The following is a 20,230-nucleotide window of genomic DNA, read 5'->3' as shown; positions in this document are numbered from 1 at the left end:
GTCAGCCGCGGCAGCGCTGGCAGAGGCCGTAGATGTCGGCCCGGTGCCCGGTCACCTCGAAGTCGTGGGCCGCGGACACCTTCGCCACCCACTCCTCCACCAGCCCCGCCTCGAGCTCCTCCACCTCGTTGCAGGTGGTGCAGATCAGGTGGTGGTGGTGGGACGTCGAGCAGAAGCGGTACGCCTGCTGGCCCTCCCGCTCGATCACGTCGAGCAGGCCGGCCTCCTCGAGGGACTCGAGCGCCCGGTAGACGGTGGACAGCCCGATGGGGTCGCCGTGGGCGCGGAACTCCATGTAGAGGTCCTGGGCGCTCAGCGCCTCGGTCCGCTCGCGCAGGGCCTCGAGCACCGCGGTGCGCTGCCGGGTGACCCGCAGGCCCGCATCGCGCAGGACCTTCTCCTCCATGTCGGCTGCTCCGTCCACCGGTGTCACGCTGCGGTCGAGGCCGAGGAGGGTACCCCCGTGCGCCGCTGGCGGAGCCCCTGGCGGACCGAGGTCACGCCGAGGACGAGGAAGAAGATCGCGACCGACGAGCCGGCGATGGCCGCCGAGCCGGCGAGGTCGAGGTGGTAGCTCAGCTCGAGGCCGACGACCACCGCCAGGACCCCGAGGAGGAGGGAGAGGGCCATGACCGCCGGGACGCGCCGGACCACCTGGGTGGCGGTCGCCGCCGGGGCGACGAGCAGGCCGAAGACGAGCAGGCTGCCGACGGTGCGGAAGGACGTGACGACGGTGAGGCCGATCAACCCCAGCAAGGCGGCGCGGGCAAGGCGGGGGCGGAGCCCGAGCAGCACCGCCTTGCGCTCGTCGAAGGACAGGGCGAGGAACGCGCGGTAGCCGACCACGGAGGCGACCACCGCGACGGTCGTGGCGATGGCCTGCAGGCGGATGTCCGCGGCGGTCACGCCGAGCACGTCGCCGAAGAGGAACGCGGTGACGTCGACGGCGAAGCTCCGCGACCGCGAGATGATCGCGACGCCGAGCGCGAGCATGCCGGCGAACAGCAGCCCGGTGCCGGTGTCCTCGGGCAGGCGAGCCCGCTCGGAGACCACCGAGACGCCGGCCACGGTCACCACCGCCGCGATCGCCGCGCCGAGGGTCAGGTCCGCGCCGGTGAGGGCCGCGATGGCGATGCCGGGGATCACGCCGTGGGCGAGCGCGTCGCTCATGAAGGCCAGCGAGCGCAGGACCACCCAGACGCCGACGGTCGCGCACATCACCGCGACGAGCAGACCGGCGACCAGGCCGCGCTGGGTGAAGCCCGACGCGAACGGCTCGAGCAGGAGGTCCACCATCGGCTCAGAGGATGCCAGGCCGTCAGCCGAGCGCCTCAGCGATCGCGGTGGCGTTGGACCGCAGCAGGTCCTCATAGGTCGCCGCGGGGCCGTCGGGCTCGCTGAGGGACTCGGTGTGGAGGGTCACGACCTCGACGTCGCCGCCCACCTCCTGTGCCACGACCTCGGCGAGCCGCGGCGCGGCGCTGGTCTCGGCGAAGATCGCGGGGACACCCGCCTCCTCGATCGCGTGGACCACCTCGTCGAGGTCGGCCGCGCTCGGCTCGGCCAGGGTGGTGGCGCCGGGGATCACGGTGGCGACCACCTCGAAGCCGTACCGGTCGGCGAAGTAGCCGAGCGCGTCGTGGTTGGTGACGAGCCGGCGTCGGGCGTCGGGCACGGCGTCGAGGATCTCGACGACCTCCGCGTCGACGGCCTCGAGCTGCCCCGCCAGGTCGTCGGCCCGCGCCGCCCAGTCGATGTCGCGGTCGTCGCTGTCGGCCAGCGCCTCCCCCAGGGCGGTGACGACGTCGGCCATGCGGAGCGGGTCGGTCCAGAAGTGGGGGTCCGCGCCGTCGTGGTCGTGCCCGTCCTCGTGGCCGTCCTCAGGTGCCTCCGCGTGGTCGTCGTCCGCTCCGAACTCGATGACGTCGACGTGGTCCAGCGCGTGGACGACCCTGACGCCGTCCTCCTCGGCCGCCTCGATCGCATCGAGCAGGCCCTCTTCCAGGTCGCCGCCGTTCGTAACGAGGAGGTCGGCGGCGCGCACCGCCTCGGCTTGCGCGGCGCTGGGGGTGAAGGCGTGCGCGTCCGCGCCCACCGGGAGCAGCACCTCGACGTCGGCGTCCTGCTGGACGAGCTGGCCAACGACGTCGCCGAGCACCGTGGTGGTCACCACGATCGACGGCCGGCCGTCCTGCGCGGCGTCCCCGGACGGGCTGGGCGTCGCCTCGCCCCCACCGCAGGCGGCGAGGGTGAGGACGAGCAGGACGAGCAGGGCGACCGGGATGGCGGTGCGCGGCAGGCGGGGCACGGGATCTCCAGACGGGCGGCGAACATGACAACGGATCTCATGTTCAGTTGCTCGGGAGTGTGCCACTCCTCCCTCGACGGCGCAGCGCGGACCCCGGCGGTCAGGCCGGTCGGGTCACCGCCCGCGCCATCACCCGGCCAGCAGCGCCACCACCGCATCGACGACGGCCTGGCCGATCGCGGCCACCCCGCCCACGACCAGGACCCGGTCCACGTCGACGGCGGCCTCCCCCAGGTAGGTTGCGATCGGCTCCGGCAGCGCACCGTCGGCCGGGACGAGGAGGAGCGGCCCGCCGGCATCGTCGCCACCGGGACCGGCGAGGGGGATCGAGGCGAGGGCGTCGGGGAAGTCGTCGGCGCTGGCGAGGTGCACCGCGGTGGGGTCCTCCCAGGCGTGCTCGGCGACGGCGACCGACAGCGCTGCCGGGTCGGCACCCGGGATCGCCTGCGCCTCTGGGTCTGCGGTCACCGCGGCGTCACCGATGGCGACGACCTCGCGGTCACCGGCCGCCTCGAGCCACGTCGCGGTCGCCGTCGGCATCGTCGCGCCGTCGGTCAACAGCACCACGCCGTCGATGGTGGTGGCGGCGGACCCGGCCAGCAGTGCGGGGGCGTACCCGCCGCCGTCGGCCAGGTGGACCGGGCCACCGCCGGCATCGGGGTGGTCGGCGATCTGCGCCGCGGTGTCGAACCGGGTGGCCCCGCCGACCCGCTCGACGGTGCGACCGGTGTCGGCGAGCGCCTGCTCGACCGCGGGGCTGATCGCCGCCTCGCCACCGGCGATCAGGACCGTGCCGGCCCCCTCCCCCAGCAGGCGGTCGAGCTCGCCGGCCACGCGGGCGTCCAACTGGTCGCGGGGCGTGAGCAGCACCGGTGCGTCGAGGCGGTCCGCGAGCGGCCCGACCGCCAGCGCGTCGGCGGCCACGTCCTGGCGGGCGATGACCGCGGTGTCCGCGCCGCCCAGCGGGTGCTGGTGCCGGCTGGCCGCGATGGCCGTGGCGATCCGGTCGTCGCCGGCCACGCGCTCGACGGCCAGCGGCGCCTGCCGGGTGGGCACCGACACGGTGGCGGCGACCTCCACCTGCGCAGGGACGCGCGCCGGCAGGTGCATCAACGACGTGGTGGTGACCTGGAGGTCCAGGTGGTCGCCCTCCGGGAGGGTGTAGGCGATGCCGGACATCTCGAGGGTGACCGGCTCGGGGTCGGCGGTCAGGTCGACCCGCAGCGGGGTCTCCTGGAGGTTCACGACCTCGCGGGCCTCGCGGTGGACGAGCTTGGCGAACACGTGGGCGAGCGTGCCCTGGCCGCTGACTTCGATCTCGAGGGTGGGCATGCCGAGGAGGTCGACCGGGCCGTCGTCGGCCGCCAGCACCTCCACCGATGCCATCTGCGGGTCGCCGTCGGTGGAGGGCAGCGCGATCGTCGGCAGGCCCTGGGCCTGGGAGGGATCGGGCAGACCGGTCTGGACCAGGCTCGCCTCGAGCGACGCGGTGGCGACGTCGGTACCGGTGAAGTCCTCGACGCCGCGCCAGACGCCCTCGTTGGTCCGGTACTCGACGGTCGGGCCGGTGTCGACGTCCTCACCGCGGAGGTACCGCGCGAACCAGGTGAGGATGGCCTCGTCGAGGTGGCGGCGGTCGTCTAGCTCGGCGTAGCTGGCCGGGCAGGCGACGTGGCCGCCGCAGAAGGCGATGTACCGCGAGGGGATGCCCTGGTCGCGGACGTGGCGGTGGATGCGGTAGCCGTCGGAGAGGTCGAAGAGGGTGTCGACGCTGCCGTTCATCACGAGGGTGGGGACGCTGACCGGGGTCTCGATGCCGTAGTGGTCGAGGCTCGAGTCGGCGAAGAACTCGAGGGAGGACTCGCTCGGGGTGCCGAGCAGCAGCCCCTCGATCTCGGCCTGTGCGAGCTCCGGCGCGTAGATGCCCGGCTCGACGCCGGTGGCGTTGCCCGGGTTCAGCCCGCCGGTGCCGGCCGTGGCGGCGCCGGCGACGAACAGCAGCTGGGACCACGCGAAGTTGACGACGCCGTTCTCGTACAGCGAGTACCGCAGGTCCGACCAGCTGATCTCGGGGGCGATCGCGTCGATCCGCGGGTCGATCGACGCGGTCGCGGTCTGGATGCCCCCGGCGTAGGACCCGCCGGTCATCCCGACGACCGGGTCACCCGGCGCCTCCTCGGCGATCGGGGCATTGGCCACGACCCAGTCGAGGACCGCCATCGCGTCCCGCCCCTCGAACTCGGGCTTGTCGACGTGGGCGACGTCGCCGGACTGCCCGAACCCGCGCTGGTCCCAGGTCACGACCGCGTAGCCGGCGTCGAGGAGGCGCTCGAGCGTGCCGCCGACCGTCGTCTCCCCGGTCCCGCCCCACCCGTGGGTCCGCATGACGAGGGGCACCGGGTCGTCCTCGGTGGTCCCTGGGGGCAGGAACAGCGTCGAGAAGATCTCGGTCCCGTCGAAGCTGGTGATGACCTGTGAGGTGATCGTCGGCTCGTCGTCCTGGCCGACGGCGTGCGGGGCCCCGAGGGCGAGCAGGGCGAGGGTGAGGAGGACGGCGGCCCGGCGGCGGGCGGTGCGGCTCATGGGGTGGAGTTCGGCGTCGAGCGCGGCGACTCCTGCTGCGCTCAGGCCGTCGCGATGGACAACAGGGCGACCCCGAGCCACCCCGTCGCGGTGGCGGTGGCGGCCTGGCTGCCGCGTGCGGCGCGACGGGCCCGGGTCAGCGCGACCGCCCCGCAGGCCGTGACCACCGCGACCTGGACCCAGACCCTGGCTGCGTCACCGAAGGGCCAGGGGTGCAGCGGCCACGACGCCGTGCCGAAGAGGTCGACGTCGCCCCCGAACGGGCTGCCGGCGCGGATGACCAGCAGCTGGACCGACGTCCACAACCGGTCCCGCTCGATCGCCAGCGCGAGGCCGAGGGCGACCACGACCCCGGCGTGCACGTCCGCCACCGCGGACTCGGCCGACTCCCGACGGCCCCACGCACCCGCGGCCAGTGCGAGCGCGCCCCCCAGGGTGACCGCGACCGCGAACCCGATGCCGACCGCCGCGTCGCCGTAGGGGTCGGCACCGAGCTGATCGAGCTGGTGCAGCCACCAGCGCGAGAACCGCACCTCCCCGAACAGCAGCCCACCGGCGAGGATCCCCATCGTGGCGTGGACCGCGCGGGGCTGGGCGGCCCGCGATCGGTGTCGTCCGGACCGGCCGATGGCCCCGAGGGCCACGGACATGACCTCGGCCCGGTCCAGCCAGGTGCGACGACCGGTGACCAGGCAGCCCGCCAGCGCGAAGATCGTGTAGCCGCCGAGGGCCAGCGCGATCGAGCGCGGCGCGAGCGCCTGCGGGAACACCGTCAACCACCAGGTCCACGTCACCGCCCCCACGGCGGCCACCCACCCCAGGCGCGGCGTGGATCGGTTGGCGGACCCGCCGGTGACGGCCTCGAGACCGCGCGCGAGGGTGTCGAAGGGGTTCAGCAGCCGCCAGACGTCGCCGGCCACGAAGCTCACGAGCAGGAGCAGCGGCCAGCCCGCGCCGATCACCAGCGCGGTCGTGATCGTGTCGAGCTGGCCGGGCGGCCCCAGTCGGCCCGCCAGGATCGCCATGGCGAGTAGCCCCAGCCCGACGGCCCGGCCGACGACGAGCCGTGCACCGCCGGCGCCCCCCACCCCGCGACCTAGCCGCGGCGTGCGCGCACCGGCACGTGACGAGATCAGGAGCACGACCAGCAGCGCCGCGGCCGCGACCACCGCTGACGGCACGCCGAGTCCGGCCGCGTCGACGAGCGGGTGGGCCAGGACGATCATGCGCGCGCCGGCATCGAGGACATCCGATCGCAGACTACGGCAGGGATGGCGTCCGCCGACGGCGAACCCTCCACGCACGGGGTCGCCAGCGAGCCGGCGGTGTGGTTGGTTGGTGGACCCCACCCGCAGTCAGGGCGAGCCGAAGGCGAGGCAGGCCATGGGACCACGTCGAGCGACCACGACGGTGCTGGTGGTGACCGCGCTGGCGGTCGCGACCCTCCTGGCGGTGCCGGGCATCGCCGCAGCCGACCACCCGGCGGTCGGGGGCGCGACCTTCGCGCCTGCCGGCGGGACCGGCATCAACAGCGGCGGGGAGGGAGCGGAGTGGGAGCACCTCGGCTCGTTCACGACCGGGAACCCGCACTCCGACCTGGACTTCTTCACCCAGGGCGGCATCACCTACGCCTCGGTCGGCACGATCGCCGCGGGAGGGAACTCCGCCGGTCAGACGATCGTCCAGCTGACCGACGAGGACGGGGCCGTGGCGCCGTCGTTCGTGGCCGGCCACCCCTCCGCCACCTGCATCACCGACCCGGCCTCCGCGCTGGGCCTCCAGCACGACGTCGAGGCGACGCCGAAGGGGGACGTGCCCCTCAACACCGATTGGGGTGACCTCGCGGTGCGGGAGGACGCCCAGCTGCTGATCGACGCCTCCGACGCGCCGGGCCGCTGCCACGACGGCGGCCTGACCGGGCAGGGCCTGCTCGACGCGCCCCAGGGCGGGCTCGAGCTGATCGACATCACCGATGTGACCGCCCCGGTCGAGATCGCGCTGGTCAGCCACATCGGGGAGTCCCACACCGTCAACGTCGACCCGTCGCGACCACACATCGTGTACTCGGTCACCTCCGACTCGATCGGGGTCGCCGCGGACGCCGACGACTGCGACGACGACGGTGACACCGGCGAGCTGATCCGCGGCAACGAGTGCGGCGGGCTCGGGCTGGACGGCTTCGAGGTCCTCGACATCTCGAGCTGCCTCGACTTCCCCGCCGACGCCACGACCGAGGACAAGCGGGGCATCGCCGCCGACGGCGGGTTCGCCGAGGACGAGGGCTGCCGTCCGCTGGTCTACCGCTACCGCTACGACGACCTCGACATGGCCCTCGGCCACACCAACACGGGCAGCATCTACGGCTGCCACGAGCTCGAGGTCTTCCCCGACGACACCCTCACCTGCGCGGGTGGCGCGGCGCTGATGACCTTCGACATCTCCGGCATGTTCGACGACGCGGGGACACCGGAGGATCGGACGGACGACACGATCAACGGGGACCCACTGCCGTGCCGGCTGCGGGCGAGCACGTCCGGTCCCGACCGGGCCACCGGGGCACCGGTGCTCGACTGCGTGCAGGGCGGCACCGACACCGACCCGATCGACCTGAGCGTCGCCGGGTGGATCGAGGCGGGCGCGCCATCGGTGGCGGGCGTCGAGCACATCGCCAGCGCGTACCACATGGGTCGGGAGAGCACGACCGGCTCCGCCGACCCGTCCCAGCCCGCCACCGAGGACATCGACTTCAACCACGAGGCGGAGTTCACCCACTCCGGGGACTTCGTGCTGACCACCGACGAGCGTGGCGGCGGCGTGCTGCCACCGGGCGCCACCTGCGTCCAGGGCGTGGACAACACGGCTGGCAACGGCGGGATCCACGCCTACGCCACCGACCGGCTGCTCGCCGAGCGGCCCGAGCCGGTGACGACCGCCGAGGAGTCGTCCTTCGACCCGGAGGTCGCCTTCGAGAGCTACGCGAGGACCCCGGCCGACCCCGAGACCGGCGAGGGCGGCGACAAGGCCATCTACCGCGCCCCCGTCCGCACCGGCGCGCAGGCGACGATCTGCACCGCGCACGTGTTCCACCAGATCCCGGGGCAGAACCGGATCTTCATGGGCTGGTACTCCCAGGGCACCCAGGTGGTCGACTACATCGAGCACCCGGACGGGACCTTCGAGTTCACAGAGGTCGCCTGGTTCATCCCCGAGGCTGCCGACCAGTGGGTCTCGGCGATCTTCGACATCACCGAGAACACCGACGGCACCTGGACCTACACCGGCGCGACCGGCGACTTCCGCCTGACCGAGGGCGGGCGGAACGCGATCGACATCTACTCCGTCACGCTGCCCGCGCCGGCGCAGTTCGCGGGCGGGTCCCCGATCCCGATCGAGCGCATCGACGGCAGCGGCGCCATCGACACCGCGATCGCGGTGAGCGTCGACGCGTTCGGCGACGGCGCACCGGTGGCCCTGCTCGGCCGGGTCGACGACTACGCCGACAACCTCGCCGGCGGTCCGCTCGCAGCGGACCTCGGCGCGCCGCTCCTGTACACGCCGACGGACGCCCTGGACCCGGCCACCGAGGCCGAGATCGAGCGGCTGGGCGCCGAGGAGGTCGTCATCCTGGGCGGCGTGGCGGCGGTGAGCCAGGCCGTGGAGGACGCCCTGGTCGCCGACGGGCTGACGGTGCGCCGCATCGGCGGCGAGAACCGGTTCGAGACCGCGGCGCTGAGCGCGGCCGAGCTCGGCAGCGCCACGGGGACCGCCTTCGTGGTGGAGGGCGAGCACACCGACCCCGCGCGCGGCTGGCCCGACCCGGTCTCGGTGGCCCCGTACGCCGGATTCCGCGGCGACCCGATCCTGCTGGTGAACCGCGACCGGCTGCCCGAGGCGACCACCGCGGCGCTGACCGACCTCGGCGTCGACGAGGTCGTGATTGCCGGTGGCGACGCCGCGGTCAGCGCGGCGGTGGAGCAGGGCATCGCCGACGGGGCGGGCGTGACGACCCGCCGCCTGGCCGGTGACACGCGGTACCAGACCTCCCTCGCGGTCTACGACGAGGCCGTCGCGGAGGGGATGGACCCCGGGGCGCTGACGCTCGCGACGGGCCTGGACTGGCCGCAGGCGCTGGCCGCCGGCCCGCAGTCCGCCATCGCCGGGACCAGCTTCGCGTTGATCGACGGTCAGGGCGGTGCCGACGAGCTCGAGGCGTTGCTGACGCGCAACCGCGAGGCCCTCCGACTGATCCGCCTCGTCGGCGACACCTCCACCATCACGGCCGAGGTCGAGGACGCGATCGTCGCGATCCTGCTCCAGACGGCACCCGCGGAAGACGCCGAGCCGCAGACCGCCGGGGTCGCTTCCCTCCCACGAGGGGACGCCGCGCTGGTGGTCGGGGCCGTCGCGCTCCTGGCGCTGGCGATCCGTCGCCGCCGGCGGACCGGGGGCCAGCTGGGCTAGCCGTGGACCAAGGGCGTGGTGGTCGGTGGGTGGCGGTCGTGGTCCACGGCCACCCTCGGATGACGGTCGACCTCGACCTCGTGGTCGATCTCCAGGAGGCGAACGTGCGGTGGGCCCTCGAGGTGTTCGACGCGATGGGCCTCGTCCCGCGGCTGCCGGTCCCGGCCGTCCAGTTCGCGAACCCGGAGATCCGCCGCCGTTGGGTGGAGCAGCGCGACCTGACGGTCTTCTCACTGCACGACCCGCTGGACCCGCGCCGCGAGGTGGACCTGTTCGCCGAGCCGCCGCTCCCTTGGGACCTGGCGGACATCGACGCCCTGCGGCGGCTTCAGTCCCATGGATGAAGTCGACATCCCCGCCCTGGGCGACGGGTGGGCGTACGACATCGACGTGAAGTCCCGGGCATGGGCGCGGCGAACCCCGACCGAGCGGTGGGAGTGGCTCCTCGGCACGATCGATCTCGCCGTCGCGACCGGAGCCCTGGCGGAGGACCGGCGGCGGCGATCGGAGGACGCGTCTGCCTGGTGGGCCGACGACGCCGCGCTCTGACGGCGCTCCTGGCCCAGTGGTCAGGCGTCCGTGATGGTCCGACGAGCGACCTCGCGGCGGTGCCCGTCGGGGTAGGTGGCGACGTGGGTCGTGACCACCTGATGCCAGCCGTCGTCGAGGTCGGTGCGCTCGTTCGTGACCATGACCTCGACGTGGTCAGGGCACCAGACGGTGGGCTCCTCCGGGCAGACGAACCGCAACCCCCACCGGAGCTCCCGCGCCAGGGTCGACACATCACGCGCGTCGAAGGCGGCGCCCTCTGGTCCCTGCCCCGAACGATGCCCCATCGGGATGCCGGCGGCGGGGTCCCCGACGAGCAGGTGCCCGCCGTCGGGATCGACGCGGAACCTCCCCCGAACGTCCGCGCACGGCCACAGCGGCGGGACCTTCGTGATGGTCACCACGTCCGCGCCGCACTGCGCGCAGATCAGCGTCCAGGGCTCCGACGGCCCGCCGAGCAGGTCGCGGAGGGTCTGGCGGCCCTCGTCGGTCTTGACCAGGATGCGGGCCAGGGACGTCCGCCCCTCGGGCGTCGCCGCCGACCACCGGCGGGCGATGTCATCGCACATGGCGTCCAGGGCCGTCTGCGTCGTCCACGGGTGGAACCGCCCGGCCGCGACCGCGTCGAGGGCGACGTCGAGGGCCTCCGGCGTGCCGATGCGGAGCAGCTCGCGGCACGTGCGGTCCACCAGCAGATGATCCCGGTGCGTCATGGCCCGCTCCCTCAACCGGTCGACCCCCGTGCCGCCGGCGCGGCTCCGCGACAACCACCCCATGTCCTGCCCTCTCCGCTCCCGCGCGCGCCCTGCCCACGTCGCCACAGTCTGGCATCGGGCGGGGCGCCGTGCGCGCTCGCCGACGGCGGCGTCACCCCACGGGCATCGACCGCGTGCGAGCCTGCCCCGTCGTGCCCGGGGCGTCGACGAGGTGCTGGCGGAACCGGTCACGGCCGGCGGCAGCCGCGCGAGACCACCGCTGCGACCTCGGCGTCCGGCTGCGCCGGGCGCCTGTGGCCATCTGCACCTCGGCCAGGCCCGTCGCCCGCGTCATCGTGCCGCTTCCACGGCGGCGAGCTGGGCGTCGGAGACGAGCGCTGTGGAGGCGTACGTCGCGACGGGTCCGCTGAGCGCGTCGGCGGCGTCCAGCACCGCCCGGCCCGGCGGAGCGGGCGGGTCCTCGACGCCGAGCTGGGGTGCGTTGGCCAGCGCCGACACGCCGGCGGCCGCGCGCGCCGCCGGCCAGCCGCGCTCATCGCGGACGTTCACGAGCAGCACGCCGCCACCGGCGAGGCCCTCGGACTGCCACAGCTCGGTCGCGATGGCCGCGCTCGTCTCGGTCCGGTCCGCACCAGCGACCCGCCGAACCGTCGCGGGGAGCGCGTCGGCCACCGCGTCGGAGACGGCTGCGGTGCCGCCCAGGATGATCACCTCCTCGATGCCGCGGTCGCGGATGACCGCCTCGGTGCCGGCGTCGAGCTGCGTGGACGGGGTCAGGAGGATCGGGATCCCGGCCTCCGCGGCGTATGCGCCGCCGGTGATCGCGTCGGCGAACGCGTCCCCGCGGGCGAGGAGGACGACCCCGAGGTCGCCGTCGCGGTCGAGCACGGTCGACGCGATCCGCGCGGCGGTGTCCTCCCGGCCGGTCCCGGCGTAGCGGCAGTCGGTGGGGTACGGCGCCGGGCAGCTCGTGGCACCCGCCGCCTCCCCCGCCGCGGCGGCGGCGCCCTCGCTGACGGCACTGGTCCCACCGAGCACAAGCGCGATGCCGTCACCGCCTGTGACGCGGGCGATCTCAGCAGCGACCCGGGCGTCGAGCTGCTCCGCGAAGGGCGTCACGAGGATCGGCCCGCGCTCGCCCGCCAGGGCCGCGCCGGCCAGCGCGTCCGGGAACCGGTCGGCAGTGGCCAGGACCACCAGCTCGGCCTCCCCGTCGCCCCACGCCGATCGGGACGTGGCGATCGTCTGGCCGACGGGGTCCTCGGCACCGCCGCCATCGACCCGGCCGCCGTCGGCCAGCGAGATCACCGGGGCGTCGGGCGCGGGTCCGCCGCCCGGCGCAGGCGGCCCACCGCCACCGGCCGGGTCGAACGGCGCCGGGGACCAGTCCAACGTGGTCGTCGTGTCGCCGAGCACCACCGGCGCATCGAGGTCGCAGGACCGGACGTCCGCATCGGGGTGGACCACGACCTGCGCGACGACGGAGTCCGGTGGCCTGATCGCGTACGCGACCCCCCCTCCGCCGGGCGACAGGGCCACCGCGTCGTAGACGTGGCCGTCGGGGTGGGTGATGCGACAGCTGACCGGGACGGTCGCCGCCGGCGGCGGGCCGGAGAGCTCGTGCAGCTCGATCTGCTCGCACGTGTCCCCCGACGATCCGAAGTCACAGCCGGCGATGGCCATCAGGGCCCCGTCACGGCTGACGTCGATGTCGTTGGGCACGAGGTTGTAGCGGTCGATCCACTCCTCGCTGGCGTCGCGGCCGGGAAGCAGGTAGCGGATCGTGTCGTACTCCGACGTCACCAGCACGTCGGTACCCGGGTACCAGCCGTACGCAGCCTCCAGGCCGACGCCGGCGACGGACGTCGGCGGCTCGCCGGCAGCGTCGACGACGTACGTCGCCCGCTCGACCGATCCGAGATCGCCGCCGATCGTGCCGTAGGCGACCAGCTCGCCGCTCGGCTGCACCTCCGTGCCCGTGAGGCCGAGGTCGAACTGCACGTCGGGCACGAACGCGGACAGGACCTCGCCGCCCTGTGTCATGCGGACCAGCAGGCCCTCGTCGGGTTCGGCCCCGTCCGTTGCCGCGATGATCGTCCCGTCATCGGCCATGGACGGGCCGAACCAGCGGCCCTCGGTGGTGACCTGGTGCCGTTGCGAGCCGTCGGGCGTCGCGATCCAGATCTGGTCGTCCTGGACGTAGACGATCGTGCCCGAGCCCGGCTGCGCCACCGCGATCGGCGCCACGGCGGTCGAGGCCGCGGTCGCGCAGAGCAGGACGGCGAGGAGGAGGGGACGCGGACGTCCCCGGCGGTGCACCGGTCCGTGCGGCATGGCTGCTCCCCTCGTCGTGTCCGCCACCCCGCGCGGATGGCGCGAGCAGCCTGACGCGGTGGGTGAGGACCGGGCAACCGCGTGCAATCGACGTGCAATGATCGGGGGTGCAGTCGTCGAGGTGCGGTCGCCGGCGTGGAGTCGGCCCGGCATGGGAGTCCGTTCGTGCCACAGCTCGAGGTGGGTGTCCTCGGTCCCGTCGAGGTCCGCATCGACGGTGTGCGCATCGAGGTCCGTGGCGCGCTCGCGGCGGCCGCGCTGGCACACCTGGCGCTCCACGTCGGCGATCCGGTCCCCGCCTCGCGCCTGGCGGCCGCCCTGTGGGGTGACGCCGCGCCGCCGTCGGTCCGCACGACGCTGCCCGCGCACCTCTCCCGGCTCCGGTCCCGGGCGGTCGGCACCGCGCTGGTCCACACCGCGGGCGGGTACGTCCTCGACATCGATCCCGCCCACGTCGACGCGCACCGGGTGGCGCGCGACCACCGCGAGGCCGCAGCCGTCCGCGACCGCGATCCCACGGCCGCGCTCCGGCTGCTCGACGGGTGCCTGGCGCAGTGGCGCGGTCAACCGCTGGCCGGCCTCGACGACATCCCCGTCGTCCCGTCGCACCGGGTCCGGCTCGAGGCGCTGCGCACCGCGATCCGCACCGACCGCGCCGACGTGCTCGTGGGGCTCGGTCGCGGCGGCGAGGTGGTGGAGGACCTCCGTGACCTCGCCGGTGCCCACCCCCTCGACGAGCGCGTGCAGGAGCTCCGGCTGCGCGCGATGTACGCCGCCGGGCGACGCGACGACGCGTTGCAGGCGTTCCGCGCCCTGGACCACCACCTCCGGGCGGAGCGTGGCGTCGACCCCGGCCGCCGACTCCGCGACCTCCAGCAGGCGATGCTCCGCGGCGACCTCGACCCGACGGGCGGGCCCCTCGTCGCCGCGCGTCGCGAGGTGACGACGGCCGCGCCGTCCGCGACGTCGGACGGCCTTCGTCGGCCGCCGCGCCGAGCTGGCGGCCCTGGCCGATGCGGCGAACCGGCCGGGGCTCGTCACCGTGGGGGGGGTGTCGGGGATGGGCCAGACCCGGCTCGTGCGCGAGCACGCGGCCGCGGCCGTGGCCGCGCAGCAGGGGACGGAGGGGCCGTGGCATGCCGAGCTCGGCGCCCTGGTCGACGACGGTCACGTCCCCCAGGCGGTCGCCGCCGCGGTCGGGGTGGCCACCGGTGACGTGACGTCGGCTGCTCTGGTGGGCGCCATCGGCGACCGGCGCGGGATCCTGCTGCTCGACGGCTGCGAGGCGGTCGCCGACGGCGCGGCGGACCTCGTGGAGACCCTGACGGCCTGCTCCGAGCTGCGCATCGTGGCGACCGGTCTCGCGCCGCTCGGCGTGGATGGCGAGCGGCTGCTGACGCTCGGCCCCCTCGACCTCGCACCGGACGGCGAGGCCGTCCGGCTCTTCATCGCCGCGGCACGCCGCGCGGTCCCCGGCTTCCGGCCCGGCCCGGGCGCGATGGCCCACATCCGCACCGTCTGTCGGGAGCTCGACGGCATGCCGCTGGCGATCGAGCTGGCCGCCGGGCAGGTCGACCGGCTGGAGCCCGATCAGATCGCCGCTGCACTGGACGACCGCCTGCGCCTGCTCGGCGGCGGTCCCGCCACGCGGCGTCACCACCGCACCCTGCACGCGGCGATCGCGTGGAGCACCGACCAGCTCGGTGACGCGGCCCGAGCGGCCCTGGCGGCCGCGGCCGTGTTCACCGGCGGCTTCGTCCGACCCGCGCTGGTCGGCGTGCTGGGAGACGTCGGCACGTCGCCGGAGGACGTGGGACGCGGGCTCGGCGAGCTGGAGCTCCGTGGCATGGTCGTGCCGGGACGCGGCGGTCCCGGGCGCAGGCTGCGGCTCCTCGACAGCGTCCGCCGCCATGCGATCGACGGCCTGCCGGCACGACGGCTGGCCGACCTCCAGGACGCCCACGCGCGTTGGGTCGCGCGCCTCACGGCCCGCGCCGACGCGGGCCTGCGGACGTCCGAGGGCGGCCGGTGGTGGCGGAGGCTCGCCGACGAGCAGGCCAACATCCGGCGCGCCCTGTCCCACGGACTCGACGGCGGGGACCCCGCCGTGTCCCTCGCGGTCGCCGGTCACATGGGTTGGTACTGGTACCGCCTCGGGGACGTCGCTGAGGGTCGCCGCTGGCTCGGCCTGGCACTGGCCGCCGCGCCTTCGGCCCCTGACCCCCTGCGGGCCAGGGCGCACCTGGCCCTCGCGCTGCTCGAGTACCTCGGGGGACGCGTCGACGAGGTGCACGAGCACGCCGGGTTCGCGATCGCGCTGCGCGCGGACGACCCGGTGGTGGCGGCCCGCGCGCACGGCTTGCGGGCGCTGGTCGCAGCGGGGGCCGGGGACGTGACCACTGCGGCCGATGTCCTCGGCGAGATCGACGTGGCCGCCCTCCCGGGTTGGGCTCGCGCGGAGATCGAGATGGTGGCCGCCCAGCTGCTCGCCGTCCGCGGTGACCCGGCCGGGGCCCTCGACGGGCTGCGTCGAGCACGCGCGACCGCGGAGGTCGCCGGCCACCAGTGGGCGGAGGGATCGAGCGCCTGGTTCGCCGCCAAGCTCCTCATCGACCTCGGCCGCCCGACCGAGGCCGGCGTCGAGCTGCGCGGGGTGCTCCCGCCCGCGATCGGCAGCGGCGAGCGGACCGGGCCCCTGGCCGCCATCAACACCCTCGCCGTGGCCGAGGCGATGGCGGGGCAGAGCACCCGGGCCGCGACGCTGCTGGCGGAGGTTGAGCGCTGGGGACCGCGGCTCGGCTTCGACCCCGTCGCGATGGATCCCGTGCACGGACCTGTGCACCGCGCGCAGCTCGAGGGACTGCTGGACGTGGACACCCGACGCCGCGGGCGGGAGCAGGCGACGTCGACGACGTTCGCCGAGCTGCTCGAGTACGCGACCGGCTCGGGGCGGACCAGCCGCTCATGACCCACTGCGCCAGCGATCACCACCAGCAGCAGCTGCGGGCCACGGTTCACATCTTCGTGTGCTCGAGGGCGGTTGCGAGGGCGAGGGCGACCTCGTCGTGGGTGGGGCGAGCCATGATCTGGACGTTGATCGAGAGCCCGTCGCCGGCGGTGCCGAAGGGGACCGACAGCGCGGGGTGCCCGGTCAGGTTGAACGGGACCGTTGCGCGCATGATGGCACGCGCGGGGACCGACTCGTCGCCGATCTCGAGGCGTGGTCGGTCGTGGGGTGGGGCCGTGGTCGGGCACACGGGGCACAGCAGGATGTCGAAGTCGGCGAAGAAGTGGTCGAGGATGCGCGCGATCCGGTCGATCGACTCGTGTGCGTCTCGTCGGTCGTCGCTCGAGACGATGTCGAGATCGAGCAGCGGTCGGATCCGATCCCCGAGGCGAGGACCCGCCGGGTCGACCTCGATGCAGCCACGGTCGAGGCACTGCGACGCCACAGCGCCGAGCGGCTCGAGGAGCGCGCCGTGACCGGCCGCGGACTCCGGCCAGATGGCGGCTGGGTCTTCGACCTGAGGGACGGCTCACCGATCGATCCGGACGGGCTGGCGCAGCGCTTCGCCCGCCACGTCCGTGAGTCCGGTCTGCCGCGCATCAGGCTGCACGACCTGCGCCACAGCTCGGCGACCGCCGCACTCGCCGCAGGCGTCCACCCGAAGATCGTCCAGGAGCGGCTCGGACACGCGAGCGTCACGACGACGATGAACACCTACTCCCACGCGATCCCGACGCTGCAAGCTGCGACCGCCGACGAGATCGCCCGGGCGATCGACCTCTGAGGGGTCCCCGAACCCTCCCGCACCAGCGCCACATGCCCGCGGGCCAGCCGGGATGACCTTGCCCCGAACTCCTGTGACCATTCTGTGACCAATGGCCAAAAACCGGAGAGGCCCTTCCGATTGGAAGGGCCTCTGACCTGGTACTTCGTCGTTGCGAGGGCAGGATTTGAACCTACGACCTCCGGGTTATGAGCCCGGCGAGCTACCGAACTGCTCCACCTCGCACGAAGAACTGTAGCGTGCTCGACGAGGTGTGCAAGCCGTGCCCGGCGCGCGTCTGACGACGGCCAACTGCACGTCGTCCGGCTCTGCGCGGGGCCCGGCTGCACGTCGTCCGGGACAGTCCGGGACGATGTGCGGTCCGCCGCCGTGGCGGACCCGAGAACGTGCGGTCAGAGGCGGTCAGCCGCCGTCCGGCGACTCCGTGGCCTGGTCCCCGCCCGAAGCCTCCGGGGCCTCCGTCCCGGCGGTGCCACTCCCCTCGGCGCCACCCCCCGCGGACCCGACCTGGCCGGTCCCGCCCAGTGCCTGGTCGATCTCGCTGAGGAGGTCCTCGGCGATCTCGACCTGCTCCTGGTACGTCCCGAGGTCGCCCTCGGACAGCGCCTGGTCCGCCAGGGCGAACGCCTCGATGGCCTGGGCGATCAGGGCCTGGACGTCGGCGTCCACCTCGACGCCCTCGGCGCCGTCGCCCTCGTCGCCGGGGATCGGCGTGGCGTCGACCTCGCCCTCCTCCCCCTCGGGCAGGGCCTCCGCCTCGACGACGTCGTCGGGCAGGTCGCCGAACAGGGTCTCCAACCCCTCCTGCAGGCTCGTGCCCATGACCACGTCGTCGCCGTACACCAGCACGACGCGGCGCAGCTCGGGGATGTCGAACTGCTCGGCGCGGAGGAATAGGGGCAGGGCGTACAGCAGGGAGTCCTCGACGGGCACCACGATGAGGTTGCCCCACACGACGCCGGACCCCTCCTGGTTCAGCAGGGTGAGGAGCTGGGCGACGTCGTTGTCCTGGTTGATCCGGGCGAAGACCTGCTCGGGCCCGAAGACGGTCCGGTTCGGAGGCATCTCGAGGATGCGGATCTCCCCGTAGGTCTCCGGATCGCTGGACGCCGCCATGTAGGCGCTGAGCACCTCGCGCTCGGCGGGGCTGAACGGCTGGATCAGGCTGAAGGTCTCCTCCTCCTGCTCGGGCAGGCGGATGAGCTGGTAGGTCGGCGGGAACGTCCGCTGGTTCAGCCGGGAGTCGGCGTTGTTGTCCGCGAAGGCGCTGTCGACCGGCAGCTCCCACAGGTCGGAGTTGTTGTAGAAGCCGTCCGCGTTCGGGATGTGGTACCGCAGGAGGACGCGGGACTGGACCCTGAACAGGTCCTCGGGGTAGCGGAAGTGCGCGCGGATGTCGTCGGGGACCTCGTCGGCATCGACGAAGACGTTCGGGAACGCCCGCTGCCACGCCTGGATGATCGGGTCGTCGGGGTCGGTGATGTACAGGTCCACGGTCCCGTCGTAGGCGTCGACGACGGCCTTGACGGAGTTGCGGATGTAGTTCGCCTCGCCCTCGAGGGCGGGGATGCCGACGACCTGCTCCTGGGTCTGGACGCCCTCGGGGGTCTGGACCAGCACGGTCTCGCGCTCGATGTTCTGGGTCGCCGCAGCGAGGTCGATCCGCTGGGAGTACGGGACCATGTCGCTGATCGTGTACGCATCCTGGACCCACTTGACCCGGCCGTCGACCACGATCGGGTACGCGTCGTGGTCGAGCTGCAGGAACGGGGCGATCTCGCTGACCCGGTCGCGGATGCGCCGGTTGAAGAGGATGCGCGAGTCGCCGTCGATCAGCCCCGACAGCAGGATGTTCGGCTCGGCGTAGCGGATGGCGAAGGCGATGCGGTTGAGGAGGCCGCCGACGTTGACCCCGTCCGCGCCGTCGTAGCGGTTGAACACCTGCTCGACGTCGGTCTCGAAGTCGAACTCGTCCTCCTCGGTCCCGACGATCGAGTAGGGCGGGGACACCTCGCCGAAGTAGATGCGCGGTTGCTCGAGGTCGAGCTCCTCCACGCCCTCGTTCGGGATGTCGCGTGACACGAACTCCGGCTGGCCGTTCGCGGCGGCCGTCGACACCGTCGAGGACACGACCCCGTAGCCGTGGGTGAAGATGAGGGCCTGGTTCTGCCACGACGGCTCGGTCAGGTCGTTGATGTTCAGCTCGCGGGCGCTGATCATCACCTGCTGGGGGTCACCGGCGATGTCGTAGCGGTCGACGTCGACGTCGCGGAAGTCGTAGTAGGGGCGCAGCTCCTGCAGCTGGTTGTAGGTGTTCTGCAGGGTGGCGGGGTCCCACAGGCGGATCGCCTCGAGGGTGGTGGAGTTGTCGATGATGTCGTCGCGCTCGAGGTTGGTGGTCGCCCCGAACTCCTCGTAGACGACGTCGCCGTCCCCGTCGAGGGCCTGCTCGTCGGTTGCGACCCCGAACGCGTACCGGGTCATCTGGAGGTTGCGCTCGATGAAGGGCCGCTCGCGGGGCAGCTCCTGGGGGTTGACGCGCAGCGCCTGGATGGCGGCGGGGTAGGCGCCGCCGAGCACCAGGGACGCGACGAGCAGGATCCCGACGCCGGCGCTCGGCAGCACCCAGCCGCGGAACCGGATGTTCGCGAGGAACAGCAGCACGCAGACCGCGGCGATCACCGTCAGCAGGGTGAACGCGCGCAGCTCGGCGTTGACGTCGGTGTAGCTGAGCCCGGTGACCAGCCCGCGCTCGGAGTAGCTGAGGTGGAACCGGTCCAGCCAGAACCCCCACGCGCGGACCGCGACGAGGGCCGCGAGCAGCACCGAGAGGTGGATGTTCGCCCCACCGGTGATCTTCTGGCCCGGCGACTGCGGGCGGATGCCGCCGAACAGGTAGTGCGCCGCGGCGGTGGCGACGATCGTCACCGCGACCGCGCCGAACAGCCAGCCGTTGACCATGGTCCAGAACGGCAGGTCGAAGACGAAGAACCCGAGGTCCAGCCCGAACTGCGGGTCGTCGATCCCGAACGAGCCGCCGTTGGCCCACAGCAGGTAGGTCCGCCACTCCCCCACCAGCGCGGCGCCGCCGACGATCCCGACGGCGATGGCCAGGACGATGATGGCGACCCGCGTGAACGGCTCGACCGCCCGTCGGTACCGCTCGATGACCTCCTCGGCCTCGGTCGGCAGGCGGAAGTCCGGTGCCGCGCGCCGGGCGAGCCAGAGGTTCACCCCGATCAGGACGGCCATCACGATGCCGGCGGCGATCCCCAGCCCGAAGCGGGTGTACAGGAGGCTGAAGAACCGCTCGGTGTACCCGACGGACCGGAACCACAGGACGTCGGTGTAGAAGGTCGCGACCCGCGGCCCCACGAGGGCCGCCAGGACGACCACACCGATGAGGACGAGGAGCCACCGTCGGCGCAGCTCAGTGAGGAGGTTCATGGTTGACCGCCCAACCTAACGCGTCCCACCCCGGACGCCGG

The 20,230-nt window shown here is 73.6% G+C and carries 14 protein-coding genes and 1 tRNA gene; 5 read left to right on the top strand and 10 right to left on the bottom strand.

What is annotated here, in order from left to right; translation table 11 throughout:
* Position 1: 1 nt before the first annotated feature.
* The 5 genes from ACEQ2X_RS01135 to ACEQ2X_RS01115 all read right to left on the bottom strand — a co-directional run bounded on the left by ACEQ2X_RS01135 (position 2) and on the right by ACEQ2X_RS01115 (position 6,117).
* A complete protein-coding gene (locus ACEQ2X_RS01135; RefSeq protein ID WP_370323896.1) occupies positions 2–424 on the bottom strand; it encodes a Fur family transcriptional regulator in 423 nt (140 codons plus the stop codon).
* A gap of 5 nt (positions 425–429) precedes the next feature.
* Positions 430–1,296, bottom strand: coding sequence for a zinc ABC transporter permease AztB (aztB, locus tag ACEQ2X_RS01130; protein ID WP_370323895.1), 867 nt, complete (start codon positions 1,294–1,296; stop codon positions 430–432).
* A 22-nt stretch (positions 1,297–1,318) separates the two neighbouring features.
* On the bottom strand, positions 1,319–2,308 hold the full coding sequence (locus ACEQ2X_RS01125; protein ID WP_370323894.1) for a metal ABC transporter solute-binding protein, Zn/Mn family: 990 nt from the start codon (positions 2,306–2,308) through the stop codon (positions 1,319–1,321).
* A gap of 129 nt (positions 2,309–2,437) precedes the next feature.
* Entirely contained in the window at positions 2,438–4,891 is a 2,454-nt protein-coding gene (locus ACEQ2X_RS01120) for a cell wall-binding repeat-containing protein (RefSeq protein ID WP_370323893.1), read from the bottom strand.
* Between the two features lie 41 nt (positions 4,892–4,932).
* A complete protein-coding gene (locus tag ACEQ2X_RS01115) occupies positions 4,933–6,117 on the bottom strand; it encodes a hypothetical protein (protein ID WP_370323892.1) in 1,185 nt (394 codons plus the stop codon).
* A gap of 157 nt (positions 6,118–6,274) precedes the next feature.
* Between ACEQ2X_RS01115 and ACEQ2X_RS01110 the strand changes: the two genes are divergently transcribed.
* The 3 genes from ACEQ2X_RS01110 to ACEQ2X_RS01100 are packed head-to-tail and all read left to right on the top strand — an operon-like array spanning position 6,275 to position 9,901.
* Positions 6,275–9,352, top strand: a complete 3,078-nt coding sequence (locus ACEQ2X_RS01110; RefSeq protein WP_370323891.1) for a cell wall-binding repeat-containing protein — start codon at positions 6,275–6,277, stop codon at positions 9,350–9,352.
* A 59-nt stretch (positions 9,353–9,411) separates the two neighbouring features.
* A complete protein-coding gene (locus tag ACEQ2X_RS01105; protein ID WP_370323890.1) occupies positions 9,412–9,696 on the top strand; it encodes a hypothetical protein in 285 nt (94 codons plus the stop codon).
* Positions 9,689–9,901 (top strand): hypothetical protein, encoded by a 213-nt coding sequence (locus ACEQ2X_RS01100; protein ID WP_370323889.1) that lies wholly within the window; start codon positions 9,689–9,691, stop codon positions 9,899–9,901. The genes ACEQ2X_RS01105 and ACEQ2X_RS01100 overlap by 8 nt, the downstream gene beginning before the upstream one ends.
* Before the next feature lie 20 nt (positions 9,902–9,921).
* Here the strand turns inward: ACEQ2X_RS01100 and ACEQ2X_RS01095 are convergent, their stop codons facing one another.
* Positions 9,922–10,590 carry a hypothetical protein gene (locus tag ACEQ2X_RS01095; RefSeq protein ID WP_370323888.1) on the bottom strand — a complete coding sequence of 223 codons (669 nt, stop codon included), beginning with the start codon at positions 10,588–10,590 and terminating at the stop codon, positions 9,922–9,924.
* A gap of 357 nt (positions 10,591–10,947) precedes the next feature.
* A complete protein-coding gene (locus ACEQ2X_RS01090) occupies positions 10,948–12,300 on the bottom strand; it encodes a cell wall-binding repeat-containing protein (protein WP_370324059.1) in 1,353 nt (450 codons plus the stop codon).
* A gap of 732 nt (positions 12,301–13,032) precedes the next feature.
* On the opposite strand from ACEQ2X_RS01090, the gene ACEQ2X_RS01085 reads away from it, so the two are divergent.
* On the top strand, positions 13,033–14,166 hold the full coding sequence (locus ACEQ2X_RS01085) for a BTAD domain-containing putative transcriptional regulator (RefSeq protein WP_370323887.1): 1,134 nt from the start codon (positions 13,033–13,035) through the stop codon (positions 14,164–14,166).
* 1,799 nt (positions 14,167–15,965) lie between these two features.
* Here the strand turns inward: ACEQ2X_RS01085 and ACEQ2X_RS01080 are convergent.
* A complete protein-coding gene (locus ACEQ2X_RS01080) occupies positions 15,966–16,403 on the bottom strand; it encodes an amidase family protein (RefSeq protein ID WP_370323886.1) in 438 nt (145 codons plus the stop codon).
* Between ACEQ2X_RS01080 and ACEQ2X_RS01075 the strand changes: the two genes are divergently transcribed.
* On the top strand, positions 16,317–16,742 hold the full coding sequence (locus ACEQ2X_RS01075) for a tyrosine-type recombinase/integrase (RefSeq protein ID WP_370324058.1): 426 nt from the start codon (positions 16,317–16,319) through the stop codon (positions 16,740–16,742). The two genes, ACEQ2X_RS01080 and ACEQ2X_RS01075, sit on opposite strands and share 87 nt — an antisense overlap.
* 151 nt (positions 16,743–16,893) lie before the next feature.
* Here the strand turns inward: ACEQ2X_RS01075 and ACEQ2X_RS01070 are convergent.
* Positions 16,894–16,967: transfer RNA gene (locus ACEQ2X_RS01070), tRNA-Met, on the bottom strand.
* A gap of 177 nt (positions 16,968–17,144) precedes the next feature.
* Entirely contained in the window at positions 17,145–20,189 is a 3,045-nt protein-coding gene (locus ACEQ2X_RS01065) for a UPF0182 family protein (RefSeq protein WP_370323885.1), read from the bottom strand.
* Positions 20,190–20,230 lie beyond the last annotated feature (41 nt).

The organism is Euzebya sp. (genome assembly GCF_964222135.1).
In the GTDB taxonomy this organism is placed as follows: domain Bacteria; phylum Actinomycetota; class Nitriliruptoria; order Euzebyales; family Euzebyaceae; genus Euzebya.
The sequence above is the reverse complement of the archived record's forward strand: the minus strand, read 5'-3'. Positions and strand labels throughout refer to the sequence as shown.

Coding starts and splice junctions, on each gene's coding strand:
- ACEQ2X_RS01120 (WP_370323893.1), bottom strand. CDS start 4,891: ATGAGCCGCACCGCCCGCCGCCGGGCCGCCGTCCTCCTCACCCTCGCC.
- ACEQ2X_RS01100 (WP_370323889.1), top strand. CDS start 9,689: ATGGATGAAGTCGACATCCCCGCCCTGGGCGACGGGTGGGCGTACGAC.
- ACEQ2X_RS01090 (WP_370324059.1), bottom strand. CDS start 12,300: ATGGCCATCGCCGGCTGTGACTTCGGATCGTCGGGGGACACGTGCGAG.
- aztB (WP_370323895.1), bottom strand. CDS start 1,296: ATGGTGGACCTCCTGCTCGAGCCGTTCGCGTCGGGCTTCACCCAGCGC.
- ACEQ2X_RS01115 (WP_370323892.1), bottom strand. CDS start 6,117: ATGATCGTCCTGGCCCACCCGCTCGTCGACGCGGCCGGACTCGGCGTG.
- ACEQ2X_RS01105 (WP_370323890.1), top strand. CDS start 9,412: ATGACGGTCGACCTCGACCTCGTGGTCGATCTCCAGGAGGCGAACGTG.
- ACEQ2X_RS01065 (WP_370323885.1), bottom strand. CDS start 20,189: ATGAACCTCCTCACTGAGCTGCGCCGACGGTGGCTCCTCGTCCTCATC.
- ACEQ2X_RS01110 (WP_370323891.1), top strand. CDS start 6,275: ATGGGACCACGTCGAGCGACCACGACGGTGCTGGTGGTGACCGCGCTG.